Source organism: Flavihumibacter sp. UBA7668 (assembly GCF_002483205.1).
Classification (GTDB): domain Bacteria; phylum Bacteroidota; class Bacteroidia; order Chitinophagales; family Chitinophagaceae; genus Flavihumibacter.
In genome coordinates this window covers 441,261-457,021 of sequence record NZ_DLHM01000003.1, presented here as the reverse complement: position 1 = coordinate 457,021, position 15,761 = coordinate 441,261, and the positions used below count along the sequence as shown (strand labels likewise).

The following is a 15,761-nucleotide window of genomic DNA, read 5'->3' as shown; positions in this document are numbered from 1 at the left end:
TGGACCACTAAACTGGCTTTAACAATGGAAGAAAAATATAAAATGATGGATATAATTACTATATTTAAGTAAACGATTAATACAAATTATGTTTAAAGATGGATATTATAGCCATACCTGAAACGACCCCAAAAATTAAGGAAGGATTTCAGGGTCAGCGTTCCTGCATTCTCCCACAAACCAAGAGAAAGCAATGTGCGTCACATGTTTTTTGCAAAAAACTATTTATTACAGACATGGGATATTATCCGAATGCCGCTTTTCACAACAGAAAGAGGGTACATGGCTGTAATCAGCATATCTTAATTTATTGCACTAAAGGAGAGGGTTGGTTCATTATCAATAGTAAACGATATATCGTAAAACCCAATTATTATTTTATACTACCCAAAGGAATTATGCATGAATATGGTGCTGATATAAAAACACCCTGGAGTATTTACTGGGTACATTTTACAGGTGATACGGCGGATTATTATACACGGTATCTTCAAACAAAGGAGGGATATGCGCCATCCATTGCAGCGCCGTCCCCTACCAGAATAATGTTATTTGATGAGATGTTACAACATCTCGAATTGATGAACAATACGGATAATCTTATTTATGCCAATAGCAGTCTTTATGCATTTTTGGCCTCTTTCAAAAGAGTACATTTTAAAACGGAGAATAAGAATGAAAATCCCATTCAGGAAATTATTGATTTGATGAAAAATAATCTTGATAAAAATTTTACACTCGAAGAGTTGGCCAAACATGTACACATGTCTCCTTCTCATCTTTCAACACTCTTTAGAGAGAAAACAAAATACTCCCCAATTAATTTATTCACTTCACTCAAAATTCAAAAAGCGGGTCAGTTATTAATGGATTCAGATCAAAAAATAAAAACTATTGCGCATACTCTGGGGTATATTGATCCTTATCATTTTTCCAGAGTATTTAAAAATACGATGGGTGTATCTCCCAAAAATTTTAAGGAAAGAGCAAAATAAATTAAAATCTCGATTTAATCCTGATCTTTGCGCCCTAAATTCTCCTCATGAAAGTAGCGATCAATGGAATGGGCCGGATCGGACGTTTGCTTTTTCGGCGCTTACTGAATCAGGAAGGTATTGAGCTGGTGGCAGTAAATGATGTGATGCCGATTGATAACCTGGTTTATTTGCTGAAGTATGATTCTTTATATGGACCTCTCCATAAAAACATCGTGTTAGATACAGATCGTATTTGTATAGATGGACAAAAAATTCATGCATTTCAACAACAGGATCCATCGCAACTGGATTGGAAATCACTGAAGGTGGATATTGTACTTGAATGCTCCGGTCGTTTCAGCAGCAAGGCCGGTGCGACGAAACACCTGACTTCCGGGGCAAGAAAAGTGCTACTCTCCACCACCGGATCGGAAGATATTCCCTTATTGATTTTCGGCTTCAATCAACACCAGCTGGTTGCATCAGTAGATATTATTTCTCCGGGTGGTTGCATGACCAATTGCAGTACACATATTCTTTACCTGATGCAATCCATCGGTATTGAATCTGCGCATTTTAATATCCTGCATTCCTATACTTCGCGTCAGGAGCTTGTAGATACTGCGCATCCGCAATTCAGAAGAGGTCGTGCGGCGGCTGAATCGATTATCCCGGTTGAAATAGACCTGGTGAAATCGCTGGACCGGCTCTTTCCATTGAAAGGGAAACTGGCTGCCATGTCGATTCGCGTGCCTGTTACAAATGGCGCACTGACGGATATCACCCTGCAAATGAAAGAAGATATAAGCCGAGATCAGATCAATGCCATATTTCGAAAAGCTTCTGAGAGCGATTATGCTTCGGTATTAGCATACACGGAAGATGAACTGGTATCAGCAGACATCAAAGGAAATACACATTCCCTCATTATTGATGGCAGTCTTACTTCTGTTGTTGGCCGCCAGGTAAAACTGATTGCCTGGTTTGATAATGAGTACGGTTATACAAGCAGAATGCTCGACTGGCTGCATTACTGGAAACCATTTTTATAAGCCATGCAGTATCAAGCTGTCCTTGTTCCTTTGCTGATCCTGACTTTATCCGCTTTGACTGTGAAGGCCGGTCTGCTTAATAAATTAGCTGCTTTGTCCGGCGCAATTGTTGCATATTTAATTTGGCTGGGGACAGGATTATCCGGCTTGATTTTGCTGGCCATTTTTTTTGTTTGCGGTGCCGGTGCTACCCGATTTGTCAGACAAGGGAAGCGCCTCCCAGGACCAGACCGAAAAGCCAGTCAGGTTTGGGCAAATGGTGGCGTAGCAGCATTGGCGGGATTACTTTCATTTCTTACTGCTGACCATCCTGATTTTTTTTTACTGCTGGTAGCAGCGGCCTTTTCCTCCGGCACAGGAGATACCCTGTCCTCTGAATTGGGTACCCGATTCGGAAAGCGATTCATTAATATCATCAGTTTTCAACCTGATAAACGCGGAGCTGATGGGGTGATAAGCGGGGAAGGGTTTATGTTTGGGCTGATAGGCAGCGGACTTATAGCTTTTGCCTGCTTCCTGCTTGATTTAAGCATCAGATCATCTCTTTATGTGTTGTTTGCCGGTGTTTTGGGAAATCTGGCTGACTCTTATTTTGGTGCACTATGGCAACGGAAAGGGTATCTTTCTAATGATTTCGTCAACCTGCTGAATACCCTGGTGGCGGTGATTTGCATAATCTTACTTATACTTGCTTTTTAATAAAATCCAGATCGATGAAACTATTAATAATTGGCAGTCTGACTGCATTCCTGCTTTGTTCCGGTTGTGAAACCACCCAGCATATTTTAAATGGATTACCAGCAGGAACTGACAATAATGTATCCCAGGTGGCAGCGGGACTCAAAGAAGCCCTCAGTATCGGCGCACAGAATAGTACCATCCGATTATCGTCAGTAAATGGATTTTTCTCCAATGCCGCATTGAAAATTCTGATGCCTCCGGAAGCGCAGAAAGTAGAATCTACCCTTCGAAGTATTGGCTTGGGATCGGTGGTGGATAAAGCCATTCAATCCATGAATCGTGGTGCGGAAGAAGCTTCCAAATCAGCCTTGCCGATTTTTAAAAATGCCATCACGCAAATGACGATCAATGATGCGGTGGGTATATTGAAGGGAGGAGATTTTGCAGCAACAAACTATTTCAAGGACAAAACAAGTTCCCAATTAACAGAAGCTTTCCGTCCGGTTATTGAGGCTTCCCTGAAAAAAGTGGAGGCCACCAAATACTGGAATGATGTATTTTCTGCTTACAATAAAGTATCCCGTACTCCGGTAAATACCGATCTCACTGCCTATGTAACGGAAAAAGCAATGGCGGGAATTTTCCTTGAGCTCTCGCTCGAAGAGCAAAAAATCAGAAAGGATCCGGCAGCCCGTGTGACAGAGTTGTTGAAGAAAGTGTTTAGTCAGCAGTAATTATAAAAACTCCCAGGCGCTTTTATAGGCATTTCGTTTTTCGGCCAATTCGATTAATCGTGCGTAAAAAGCGTGTTGTGCCAGTGTACTGCTATCGCCAATGATAACCAGTTTCATTTTGGCACGGGTCATAGCCACATTCATTCGTCGGATTTCTGAAAGGAAACCAATTCGGTTGTCGTTGTTGGAGCGGGTCATGCTGATATAAATGATATCGCGTTCCTGCCCCTGGAAACTATCAACTGTATTGATGGAAATCTTTGCCGATTCAGGGAAGCCGCCTGCATCTTTAAAGGCTTCCTGAATCGCTTCCAGCTGCATTTTATATGGCGCAATAATTCCAACTGACAACGGTTCCTGATTTTGTCCTGATTCCAGAATGGTTGACCAGTATTGGTTGAATTGTTTAACCAGAAAAGCAGCTTCTTCTGGATTGCTCATACTTGTTCCAACTTGTTTTTCTTCGAAACCACAGCCGGCTGTGTCGATGAACAAAAATGGAAGATCATGCGGCATAATTAATCGATCTGCCACATCTGGGGCAGCTACCAACCGATTTTCATAAAATTCCTGATTGGAAAATTCCATAATGGCAGCATTCATACGGTATTGAACCTGCAGCATGGACACCGTTTCCGGATAAGCCTTCAAGAGTTTTTCAAAAAGAGTAACAGTAAGGCCATTTGCAGCTGCTTCAGGACTTTTTACAGTAGGAGCAAGTTGGTGATGGTCGCCGGCAAGTACCAGTTTTTTCCCTTTGAGAATGGGAATCCACGCAGCCGGTTCCAGGGCCTGTGTAGCTTCGTCCAGGACCACCGTATGATAGCGAAGTTTTTCTATACTTGAATGTGCGGCGCCAACAAGGGTAGCGGTTATAACCTGCGCGCGATCAATGGTATCCCTGGTCATATACTGCAGGGTATCATCAACTTCCTGCATTATAAGTTTTGCTTCTTTGAAAAGAGCTTTCCGTTGTTCCCATTCCGCCTTACCAAAACTTCGTTTGTATTTGTGGGCCAGGGAGCGATATTCATCTGCCTGTTTTTTCATCTTCCGGATATCTTTCATGCGCGGATGAAGCGAGAGTTTGTCGTCCAGGGTAAGGGATTGAAGATGCTCAGATACTCTGACAGGATTACCTATACGAAGCACGGCTAAGCCGGCTGCTGCAATTTTTTCGCTCAGGAGATCAACGGCGGCATTACTGGCTGCTACCACCAGAATGGGGCCTTTTTCTGTTTGACTAAGTGCCTTTACCGCCTGTACAAGGGTGGTTGTTTTACCGGTTCCAGGCGGACCATGAACAATCGCAAGGTCTTCCGTCTGCAGAATTTTTCGGACAGCAGCCAGTTGGCTTTCATTGAGGCCCTTGGTTTGAAATTCAGGGATATCTCTATGCCAGTCTGGTGGCTCCTGTTGTGTCAGAATGCGAATCAATCTGCCATCCTCCCGTTTTTCTTTCAAAGCATCGGCCAATTGCAGGGCTTTCCGCATTTCTTCATAGCTGTTATCATCAAAAGCCAGGTCAATTCCCAGCTTGCCATCGTCTGCCCAATCTGGCAGATCCTCCGTTCGGAAGCTGATTTTCAGTGTGTTGCCGGATATATGCGAAATAATCCCCTCCATCCGATCTTTTTTGGGAGCATGGTTTGAGAAGAGGGTGGCCGCGCCTCCGAAGCGAAAAGCGGATGGGATTTCAGTGTGGGTTGTTCGTTCAAACTGGACCGTCAGATAATCACCCTTGCCCAGTTCTGTATCGCGGATAGCTACCGGGTACCAGCAGTAACCATTGGTTCTCCTATCCTGAACAGAGCTGTTTTGAGATAACAGATCAAATGCTTTTTTATCTTCTTCTCTTTCCTGTTTCAACAGCAGCGCCAGCTTTCTGAAATAATCCATCGGGCAAAATAATGAAAAAATAACCTATGTATACGCTTGCGTTTATTCTGGTATCGCGCTATATTGCAACGCGCGAAACCCCTAACCCATCTGAATGGCGAAAATAAAACCTTATCATTTTCTTCGCATTGTATTGGCATGTCTGCTGATATTTGTTGCATTTCCTGTTTTGAGTCAGTTGAAGGCTGATTTTACTATTGATAAACCAGGGGGCTGTGCACCACATGCAGTTTCATTTACCAATACATCAACCGGCACAACAGCGGCTACAAGCTATAGCTGGAGCTTCGGCAATGGAAATACTTCAGCATTGAAAAACCCGGGGGCCACCTATAATGATGAAAAAGTATATTCAGTAACGTTAACGGCAAAGGATGGCAGTCAAAGTTCTACTAAAACCCTGCAGGTTACTGTTTATAAAAAGCCGGAAGTTGATTTTTCTTCCAATGTGTTGAAGGGTTGTGCTCCGCTTGCTGTTGAATTATCCAGCAGTTCAACTGCAGGAAATGGAACTATTTCAAGTTATTTCTGGGATTTTGGAGATGGTGGTTTGCAGCAGGGTGCGGGTTTGCAGAAGATTTCCCATACTTACCAGAACCCTCAAAAAGCATCCATCAGTTTAACGGTGACGAATAGTCATGGCTGTTTTCGTACATTGGAAAAGCCGGCACTTGTAGAAATTTTTCCTGCATTAACTGCCGGATTTAATGTGGCGAGTCAGGTTGTTTGTAAAGAAAATGATCCGGTGAGTTTTTCGAATACAAGTACCGGTCCGGGTAATCTGACCTATGCCTGGGATTTTGGAGATGGTTCTACTTCAACTGCTGCTTCTCCTACACATACATATAATAAAAAAGGAAAGTTTGATGTAAAACTGACTGTTAAAAATGAATATGGTTGTGTTGCTACCAGTGCAACGGTTAAGTTAAGTGTGGCTGATTTTACTGCCGACTTTAAAGTGCCTGCATTAATTTGTAACGGCAACAGTTTTGTAATTCAAAACACAAGCACACCAGCGCCTGCTGAAGTATCATGGTCTGCAGATGATGGCAGTTCAGCATGGTCAAATGGAAATTCGTCTGTGAATTTTGTTTTTTATCAGCCCGGAAAGCGGAAGCTAACCATGAATGCACGTTATGGCAATTGTATTCAATCGGTTACCAAGGAAGTGGATGTGAAAACGGGACCAGATCTCGATGGGTTTGTATTGGACCTGGGATCAAGCTGCGGGGCACCTCAAACGGTTAAATTAAAGGATACAACCAGTTCTGCCGTCAAGTGGAGCTGGTCGGTTGATTTCAGTACTGCATTTGCCAGTACAAAAGAAGCCAGTTATACCTTTCCTTCAGATCGATCCTATTATGTGACATTGAAAGTGGAGAATGCTGCTGGTTGCGTTTCAAATGTTTCGAGGTATATAAATATTTATAAACCCAATGTTAGCATTACACTCCTCTCCGGGGCGCAATCCGGTTGTATAAATTTGAAGAACAAATTCGGCACCTATCAGTCGGAAGAAATAGAATCCTATCAATGGGATTTTGGAGATGGTGGTACGTCAACGCAGGCGGAACCGGAACATGTTTTTACAAAAGAAGGTGCTTTTAATGTTAAACTCAGTTTCACAACCAAATCCGGGTGTAAGGGAACTGCAACAACATTAATCAATATCAATAAAAGACCGGTGGCCGATTTTAAAACGGATCCCACCACTATTTGTGGGAATACACCACATCGCTTTACCAATCTCACTACGGGTTATACAACAGGCTACAGGTGGGAGTTTTATGATTTTCAGCCTACAACTTATATCGGAAACGATGCCATTCACCAGTTTCAAAATGCAGGAAAATATTCTGTTCAGTTGATTGCCTATAATGGCAATTGCCTCGATACCATGTCAAAAACGGACTATGTGGAAGTAAAACCTGGTTTTCCTGATGTGACGTACTCCACCAATACCTGTGATGATACCAGAGGAGAGGTAACCATTTATCAAGCCAGCAGGGATGCAGAAACCTATACCTGGGACTTTGGTGATGGGTCTCCACCAGTCAGCTGGGCAAATGGACAGGAGTATGTTCGGCATACCTATTCCAAGTCAGGCTCCTTTAAAGTAAAGCTTACGATCACTAATGGCTCCTGTACGGTCAGTGATTCGCTGGACGCTCCGGTTTTGCTGAAGCAGAATCCGGTATTGAGTTCTGCAATTACAGAACTCTGCTCCAGTTCATCGCTTGATATAAAAATTACCGGTATGGACAACAATCCAAGGCCTGTCAGCTGGTATTATGGAACGCATTATATGGTAAATAGTATACTTTACCAGGACGGCAGCCAGTATGAAAATCTTACTCAATCGGGTGACTATTGGACAACAACCTACAACGGCAGGCATAGCAATCTTGATCCTGCCAAAAAGGGTATTCAGGCGGTACTGCTTTCACATTATTTTGGTTGTTATGATACAACTAATTTACTCCCGCTAATCATCAAAGGCCCGATTGCAGATTTTAAAATGGCTGAGAACTTTTTTTGTTTTAAAGATTCAGCGCATTTTATTGATCAGTCCATTGGACAGAACAATGTACCAATAGTTAAATGGGAATGGAGCTTTGGCGATAATAGTACTGCTTCAAAAAACAACAATGCCCCGGTTACTCACTTATACAAGGAGCCTCAACAATATTATGCGAAACTGAAAGTGACGGATGCCGAGGGTTGCCATCATTCAACCGGAGATTATTCCAAGTCGGTTCGGATTTACGGGCCTAAAGCGAGTTTTAATTTTAGTCCGGCAAGAGTAATTCCTCAAACCACTGTTGGATTTTACAGCACCAGCAATACGTATCCCTATAATTCAATAGATTATCGTTGGAGATTTCAGGATGGCACAACGGCAGCAGGATATTATGCAGATAAATACTATCCGGGTGTTACCAATGATACGGTTCGTTTGATTGCAAGAGATATCACAACCGGATGCCGCGATACGGCCTATAAGGTGGTTGCAGTAAAAGATGTTTCTGCCGGATTTAGTTATACGACTTCCTATATAAACAATAATAATTGTCCGCCGGTTGTTGCAAGTTTTACCAATACTTCAGACAATTACCAGTCGATTCGATGGGATTTTGGAAATGGCCGCAGTGCAGGCAATTTGAACAATGTTTCTAGTACGTATGATCTTCCGGGTTTATATACTGTGACGATCTATGCATATGGCTTTAATAATACCGTGGATTCATTAAAAGTTCCTATAGAAATTAAAGGACCTTATGCTATTCTTTCTGCCGACACCTTATTTGGATGCCAGGATCTGACGGTGCAGTTAAATGCTGTGGTACGCAATGCAAGTTCTTTCACCTGGGATTTTGGCGACGGTACACTTTTGCAAACCACGGATACATTTGCTGTCCATACGTATCGGAGTCCGGGTATCTATCAGCCGGCTTTAATTCTTAAAGATCCTTCAGGTTGTGCAGGTAATTCGAAAATTGATGATAAAATCATTATTGATCAACTGCTGACCAAAGCCAGTGCCGACCCTGCTATTCTTTGTGACTCCGGATTTGTTCAGTTAAATCCGGAGATTACCAGTCTGGCAGCTTCTGAATTGGGTTTGCCGCTAAGCTATCGCTGGGAGTCTGGGCATGGTCAGCAAAGTGATTTGGATCTTCCTTCGTTTTATTATAACAGTCCGGGTACTTATGAAGCTGGTGTTGAAATAGTTTCACCATTTGGATGTAAAGCTTCTTCTGTGGTTTCGCTGGAGGTAGTACCTACCACAAAAGCTTCCATTCAGGGACCAGGTTCTATATGTGCCAATACAGAGGCATTGTTTACAGCAACTGCAGATCGGGATGGAGTAATGACATGGACCTGGGATTTTGGTGGAACCGGTGCAGCCAATCAACAGCATCCGGCTGCGATCCGATTTGCCAATGCCGGCAATTATCCGATTCAATTGATACTTGCGCATAATGGTTGCAGTGATACGACAGTGGCTCAGCTTATAGTGAATCCAAATCCAGAGATCGGTTTAACTCCTAAGGATCCGGTACTTTGTCTGGGGAATTCAGTTCGGCTGACTGCCAGAGACGGGGTACAGTATAATTGGCGTGCTGCGGATGGAATAGCTTCACTGAATTCTCCCAATCCTTTTGTTTCACCAGAATATACAACAACCTATCAGGTAACAGTTACCAATAGCTTTGGGTGCTTTAGCCGGGATTCTACAACTGTAACTGTTGGACGTCCGTTTACTATACAACTTGCAGAAGATACATCCGTTTGCAGAGGATTGTCTGTAAATCTGCCCGTTACAGGAGCCAATACCTATAAGTGGATTCTTGGAGATGGTCTCAGTTCTGCTACCAGTTCAACTCCGGTTGCAACTCCGGTTGCAGATACCCGCTACACGGTTGTAGGTTATGATGCTTATAATTGTTTTACAGATACAGCCCATGTTAATGTGGTGGTACGTGATTTGCCAACGGTAAATGCAGGAGGAGATCTCCAGTTGTTTACTGGAGAACGTGTAGAGCTTAAACCTGTTTACAGCAGCGATGTTGTTCGATATAATTGGACACCACAATGGTACCTGCAATGCACAACCTGCCCATATCCAATTGCAGCGCCCAAGGATGATTATACTTATACCGTTACGGTTCAGAACCAATATGGCTGTATTGCAACGGATGATATTGCCATCAAGCTGGTTTGTGCTGAAAATGTTTCTATACCCAATGCCTTTTCTCCCAATAATGATGGAAGGAATGATTTGTTTAATATGATGGGTAAGGGTATTAAAAAAGTGAAAAGCTTCCGTGTATTCAGCAGGCTTGGGGATGTAGTATTTGAGCGAACCAATTTCCAGATAGGTGACCGGGAGGCGGGTTGGAATGGAGCCATAAAGGGTAATCCTGCGCCTACCGGTACCTATGTGTATTTTGCTGAGTTCATCTGCGATTCCGGTGAATTATTTACGCGCAAGGGCACCATCGTAATTACCCGCTAGTTGGGATTCACCTTCAAAATAGATTTGGGTAGCCATGAGTTTTTTTACATGGTGACGGGTTTCTTTTGGAAGGTATTGCTGTAAATCCCAATAGTTTCTGGAACCTGCTTTTTTAATTGCTTTATAAACCGGACCGGGACCACAATTGTAAGCTGCAACGGCTAATGACCAGTCTTTAAAAGTGCGATGTAAATCGCGCAAATAAAGTGCAGCAGCTTTTGTGCTTTTTTGAATATTCTGGCGTTCATCAACAATTGAATCAACACGAAGACCAAGTTGCATGGCAGTGGATGGCATTAACTGCCATACACCAACAGCACCGACTTTTGAAGTGGCAGTACTTTTAAGTTCTGATTCTACAATTGCCATGTATTTTAGTTCAGCCGGCAATTTGTAGGAACGGAAAACCTTCCCCATCATTTTGAGTTTGGCTTTATCTCTTTTTTTAATGAGTTGAAATACTTCTTTCTGCATTTTGTTGTACTTGCTGATATACAACTGCAGCCCATAATGATGGGAATAACTTTTAGGCTCAAATACATCAAAAGAACCGAGGCTTCTTGTAGCAGCTTCTTCCACTACACTTCTTTTTTGCATGGAATTGCGTGCTGATGCACTGAAGAAAAAAAACAAATTAAGAACCATTACAAGTTTCAGCCATTGAGATCTTAACATACGGGTACATTAAAGATGAACAATGCCGACCCAGGGTTTTGGATAATAAACAGAAAAAGGAAGATCAAAGGAATATTGGAGAGGATCAGAATAACCGGCGGGCGGACGATTTGGGTTTTTCAACAATCCGGTAATCTGAACGATTGATGATGCAAAGCTAGTCTTTTGGAAACTTTAATGCAAGGTTGAAGTACTAGGGGAAAATACGAATCAACTTTTTCGGTTGTTCATAATCGTACCTACTGTATGCATAATCAATGACTTATGATTGAAAATTGATGTGGATAAGTTAATTGTTAAAAAGTAGTATCATTATGCTTTAAATCCATCATTTGACAATAAAAGTATTTCTTGCATTTGCGGCAGTTTACCTGATTTGGGGGTCTACCTATCTGGCGGCCCAGTTTGGATTGGCAACGATTCCACCTTATCTACTGGGGTCAATGCGCTTTGCAATAGCCGGACTGATATTACTAGGCTGGTCGCTCTTGAAAAAGCATCCCATTCCGGGCTCAAAAGTAATAACCGTAAACAGTATCGGGGGAATTCTGATGCTGGTGGGCGGGAGCGGTTCTGTATTATGGGCTCAACAATACCTGAGCTCGGGAATAGCAGCTATTCTGGTAGCATCTTTACCAGTCTGGTTTGTTTTACTGGATAAAAAACAATGGCCCTTTTATTTTGGTGATAAGCGGGTGATCATTGGTGTTATACTGGGATTTGCCGGAATTTTGTTGCTTTTTGGAACCGGTGTGAGAAATGGATTACAATCTGAATCGGGTTGGATGCAACTCATTGGAATCGGCGTTATTTTATTGGGTTGTATTTCCTGGACAATCGGTTCACTTTATGTTAAATACCAGGCTGTTCAGGCGGATGTGGCAACCAGTGCCGGAATACAGTTACTGGCTGCCGGAATTTTCTCCCTTATTCCCAGTCTTCTTTCCAACGAACTGACCGACTTCCAGTGGAGCCAGGTGAGTACCGGCGGATGGCTGGCATTGTTGTACCTGATGATTCCTGGCTCTGTAATAGCTTTTATGAGTTATCTCTATCTCCTGAAAGTTCGTCCCGCAGCCCAGGCTGGCACCTATGCCTATGTAAACCCTGTAATTGCGGTTTTATTGGGTGCCATTTTCGCCAATGAAAAAGTAACAGCTTTTCAGATAATTGGACTGGTTGTAATTTTGCTAAGTGTATTAATGATTAACTGGAACAGTTATACTACTGTTTCAAAAGCAGGCAAATAGAATTGACAAGTATGCAGCAAAGCAATTTAAACGGATTGAGAACAGTAGCTGTTACAAGATATGTAACTCCGCTTCGCGAAGGCGGATCATTGCCTGCTATTGCAGAGGCAGATGATGGCTTTTTATACGTACTGAAATTCAGGGGAGCGGGACAGGGAACAAGAGCACTGATTGCTGAATTGATTGGTGGAGAAATCGCCCGCTTACTTAGCCTTAAAGTTCCTGAACTTGTTTTTGCTACAGTAGATGAAGCCTTTGGTCGAACAGAGCCGGATGAAGAAATTCAGGACCTGCTGAAAGCAAGTGAAGGAATGAACCTGGGCGTTCATTATTTGTCAGGATCTATTACCTATGACCCCAATGTGAGCAGACCGGATCCGGTCCTTGCCTCCCGAATCGTTTGGATGGATGCTTTTCTGACCAATGTGGATCGTACAAGCAGGAATACCAATATGCTGATGTGGTACAAAGAATTATGGGTGATTGATCATGGCGCCTGTCTGTATTTTCATCATAACTGGGACGATTGGGAGGAACAATCCCTGCGTCCATTTGCAGCAATCAAAGACCATGTGCTGCTTCCTTTTGCTTCAGAACTGCAGGCGGCTGATAAATGGGGGAAGGAGCATATCAATCCGGCAGCCATTCATGCCATTGTAAAACAAATTCCGGAGGACTGGCTTTCCAAAGAACTGCCGCTGTCGTTTGATGAACAGCGCGCTGTGTATGAAACCTTTCTTTGCAGGCGATTAACCAATTCTTCCATCTTTTTAAAACAGGCCATCGATGCAAGGACAGCGCTTATTTGAGTACGCCATCCTGCGTGTAGTGCCCAGGGTGGAAAGAGAAGAATTTAGCAATATCGGAGTGGTGTTGTACAGCAGGGAAGCTAAATTTTTGCAATGCAAATTTCACCTGGATCCAGTTCGACTGAAAGCACTTTACAAGGAACTGGATCTGGAAGAATTGCAGGCTTATCTTAATTCTTTTGAGCTGGTATGTATTGGAGTAAAAAATGGCGGACCAATTGCCCAACTGGATCCAGCCAGCCGATTTCGCTGGCTAACGGCAACCCGAAGCACTATTTTACAAAGTTCCAAAGTACACCCCGGTTTCTGTGCGGAACCGGATAAAGCCCTGCAAAAATTGTTTGAACAGCTGGTTTTGTAAAGTATTATTTCCTGATTTGTCCATCCCCTTCGAGAATCCATTTTTCAGTTACCAGTTTTTCCAGCGCAAATGGTCCGCGTGCATGCAATTTTTGTGTGGATATACCAATCTCTGCACCCAAGCCAAACTCCTCTCCATCAGTAAACCGGGTAGATGCATTGGTGTACACTGCTGCAGCATCCACTTCACGAATAAAGCGTTCACATTGTTTTTTGTCTTCAGATACAATGGCCTCTGAATGTTTGGTGGAATAGGTGTCGATATGCCCCAGTGCTTCTTCTATTCCGGAAACTAATTTGATGGCACATTTCATACTTAGAAATTCACGACCAAAATCAGCCCTGGATGCTTTGCGTAAATAGGGATACCCTTTTAGCAGACGATAGGAGCCGGGGTCTGCAAAAATTTCCACTTCAAATGAAGCAAAAGGTGCCTGCAAATCCTTCAGCAGTTTCGGTGCAATGATTGCATCAATCAATATGGTATCTGCCGCATTACATACAGACGGACGGGAGGTTTTAGCATTTACAATTATGTCGATGGCTTTTTTCAGGTTTGCTTTTTTCTCGATATAAACATGACATACACCTGCACCGGTTTCTATGACCGGAACCCTGCTGTTCGTCCGTACAAATTGAATCAGCTGATCAGATCCTCTTGGAATCAGTACATCGATGTATTTGGTAGCGGTAAAAAGTTCCTGCACCACTTCACGATCCGGAGGAAGAAGGGTTACAAGAGCAGTTGGTAAATCATGGGCTTTCAGCACGCCATGTATAATTTTAACTGCTGCAAGATTGGTTTCTGCCGCTTCGCTGCTGCCTTTTAAAACGGCAGCATTCCGGCTTCGTAAACAAAGCGATGCAATATCAAAAGTAACATTAGGCCTGGATTCATAAATTGCACCCACCACACCCAGGGGAACGGAGATCTTCTTTAATTGAATTCCATTGGGAAGGGTTCTTTCTGCCAATAACTGTCCGGTTGGATCAGGAAGTTTTGCCACTTTTCGCATACTCGCGGCAATGGATCGAATCCGTTGTTCATTCAGTAGCAAACGGTCATTTCTTGGATTGTCGGGTGCTTGTTTGGCCAGATCGCGGGCATTGGCTTTTAATAAGAGGGATTGTTTTTCTTCAAGTGCTGTTGCCATATCAAGCAGGACTTTCTGCAGCAGTTTATTGGAAAGGGATTGCAGTGATTTTGCCGCTTTATGGGTTTTTATTAACGAAGATTCGATTGATTTCATGATTAGTCGTTGAATAGTACAATATCGTCGGCATGGGCTGCCACCACATTTTTCAGTTTAAGTTGAGCGATGATGGCAGCTGCATCCAGTCTGGCTTTGGCTACTCCGAGAATGGTATTGTCTTCATCCATTAACTGGATCACTTCACCCTCCAGGAATTTCCCTTCCACTTTGGAAATGCCAATCGTCAACAGGCTTTTGCGATTCAATAATGCTTTTGCTGCCCCTTTGTCGACATGCAGCGTGCCCAGGGTTATTGATCCGCTGGCCAGCCATTTTTGCCTGGCTCGAAGGTTCGATTTTCTTGCCAGAAAACAGGTGCCGTTTTTCTTGGCAAGGGCAGCTTTTAAGGGCTGATCCCCTTTCAAGCCACCTATCACCACTTCAATTCCAAGTGAAGAAGCCAGTCTGGTAAAGGTTAATTTGGACAACATCCCGCCCAGTCCCGGACCGCTTTTGTCTTTTGTAACATATTTTAAAACGGATCCATCCACTTTTTCAATCAGTGGTATGATTTTTTTCTGATCATCCAATACTCCGCCGGTGGAAGTACACAGAATCAGGTGACTGGCATCAAAGCCGATTGCTATGAGGGTTGCCAATTCATCATTATCAGAAAATTTTATTTCCACATTGCTCACCAGGTCGTTTTCATTAACGATGGGTACTATATTGTTTTCCCAAAAAGTGGTGAATGTCTGGCGCAATTGCAGAAACTGAATCCGGTTGGAAAAATGCACCCGTTCGCAAAGGGCCTGTGCAACATTTATCTTATGTTGTTGAAAATATTTATGGTAAAGCTGAATAAGGATAGGGTTACCCACTGCAGCTGCCGCCTTTCGCTCCAATAAACTTCCCTTATAATCTTTCAGGTATTTTTTTCCACTGCCCACTGCACCGCTTGATACCAGTACAATATGATAGCGTTTACTTAATGCTGCAATTTCAGCAGCCACTTTTTTAATGATTGCTGTATCTATGGTTCCATCGCCCTTACTTATGACTGCGGTACCCAATTTTATAACGATAACTTCCTTCGACATCCCCCGGTTTT

12 protein-coding genes are annotated in these 15,761 nt (G+C 43.0%); 8 read left to right on the top strand and 4 right to left on the bottom strand.

Features of this window, described 5'->3' with window-relative positions; all coding sequences use genetic code 11:
- Nucleotides 1–98 precede the first annotated feature (98 nt).
- Genes B2746_RS07725 through B2746_RS07710 form a run of 4 tightly spaced genes read left to right on the top strand, consistent with a single transcriptional unit; the run spans nucleotide 99 to nucleotide 3,444 of the window.
- A complete protein-coding gene (locus B2746_RS07725; RefSeq protein WP_290792286.1) occupies nucleotides 99–995 on the top strand; it encodes an AraC family transcriptional regulator in 897 nt (298 codons plus the stop codon).
- 47 nt (nucleotides 996–1,042) lie between these two features.
- Nucleotides 1,043–2,029, top strand: a complete 987-nt coding sequence (locus tag B2746_RS07720; RefSeq protein WP_290792285.1) for a type I glyceraldehyde-3-phosphate dehydrogenase — start codon at nucleotides 1,043–1,045, stop codon at nucleotides 2,027–2,029.
- A 3-nt stretch (nucleotides 2,030–2,032) separates the two neighbouring features.
- Nucleotides 2,033–2,728 (top strand): DUF92 domain-containing protein, encoded by a 696-nt coding sequence (locus tag B2746_RS07715; RefSeq protein ID WP_290792284.1) that lies wholly within the window; start codon nucleotides 2,033–2,035, stop codon nucleotides 2,726–2,728.
- Nucleotides 2,729–2,742: 14 nt separating this feature from the next.
- Entirely contained in the window at nucleotides 2,743–3,444 is a 702-nt protein-coding gene (locus B2746_RS07710) for a DUF4197 domain-containing protein (RefSeq protein WP_290792283.1), read from the top strand.
- On the opposite strand, the gene B2746_RS07705 is transcribed toward B2746_RS07710, so the two are convergent.
- Nucleotides 3,445–5,343: an IGHMBP2 family helicase gene (locus B2746_RS07705; RefSeq protein ID WP_290792282.1), complete on the bottom strand. Its 1,899-nt coding sequence runs from the start codon at nucleotides 5,341–5,343 to the stop codon at nucleotides 3,445–3,447.
- 94 nt (nucleotides 5,344–5,437) lie between these two features.
- Here B2746_RS07705 and B2746_RS07700 point away from each other — a divergent pair, with 94 nt between their 5' ends.
- On the top strand, nucleotides 5,438–10,363 hold the full coding sequence (locus tag B2746_RS07700; RefSeq protein ID WP_290792281.1) for a PKD domain-containing protein: 4,926 nt from the start codon (nucleotides 5,438–5,440) through the stop codon (nucleotides 10,361–10,363).
- On the opposite strand, the gene B2746_RS07695 is transcribed toward B2746_RS07700, so the two are convergent.
- Nucleotides 10,325–11,038, bottom strand: a complete 714-nt coding sequence (locus tag B2746_RS07695) for a lytic transglycosylase domain-containing protein (protein WP_290792280.1) — start codon at nucleotides 11,036–11,038, stop codon at nucleotides 10,325–10,327. The two genes, B2746_RS07700 and B2746_RS07695, sit on opposite strands and share 39 nt — an antisense overlap.
- A 332-nt stretch (nucleotides 11,039–11,370) precedes the next feature.
- On the opposite strand from B2746_RS07695, the gene B2746_RS07690 reads away from it, so the two are divergent.
- The 3 genes from B2746_RS07690 to B2746_RS07680 are packed head-to-tail and all read left to right on the top strand — an operon-like array spanning nucleotide 11,371 to nucleotide 13,458.
- The gene (locus tag B2746_RS07690; RefSeq protein WP_290792279.1) at nucleotides 11,371–12,288 is read left to right on the top strand and encodes an EamA family transporter; all 918 of its coding nucleotides are present in this window, start codon (nucleotides 11,371–11,373) and stop codon (nucleotides 12,286–12,288) included.
- Between the two features lie 11 nt (nucleotides 12,289–12,299).
- Nucleotides 12,300–13,097: a HipA family kinase gene (locus B2746_RS07685; RefSeq protein ID WP_290792278.1), complete on the top strand. Its 798-nt coding sequence runs from the start codon at nucleotides 12,300–12,302 to the stop codon at nucleotides 13,095–13,097.
- The gene (locus B2746_RS07680; protein WP_290792277.1) at nucleotides 13,075–13,458 is read left to right on the top strand and encodes a DUF3037 domain-containing protein; all 384 of its coding nucleotides are present in this window, start codon (nucleotides 13,075–13,077) and stop codon (nucleotides 13,456–13,458) included. The genes B2746_RS07685 and B2746_RS07680 overlap by 23 nt, the downstream gene beginning before the upstream one ends.
- Nucleotides 13,459–13,462: 4 nt before the next feature.
- Here B2746_RS07680 and B2746_RS07675 read toward each other — a convergent pair whose 3' ends face one another.
- Nucleotides 13,463–14,707: a glutamate-5-semialdehyde dehydrogenase gene (locus B2746_RS07675; protein WP_290792276.1), complete on the bottom strand. Its 1,245-nt coding sequence runs from the start codon at nucleotides 14,705–14,707 to the stop codon at nucleotides 13,463–13,465.
- A 2-nt stretch (nucleotides 14,708–14,709) separates the two neighbouring features.
- Nucleotides 14,710–15,750 carry a glutamate 5-kinase gene (gene proB / locus B2746_RS07670; protein WP_290792275.1) on the bottom strand — a complete coding sequence of 347 codons (1,041 nt, stop codon included), beginning with the start codon at nucleotides 15,748–15,750 and terminating at the stop codon, nucleotides 14,710–14,712.
- Between the last annotated feature and the right edge of the window lie 11 nt (nucleotides 15,751–15,761).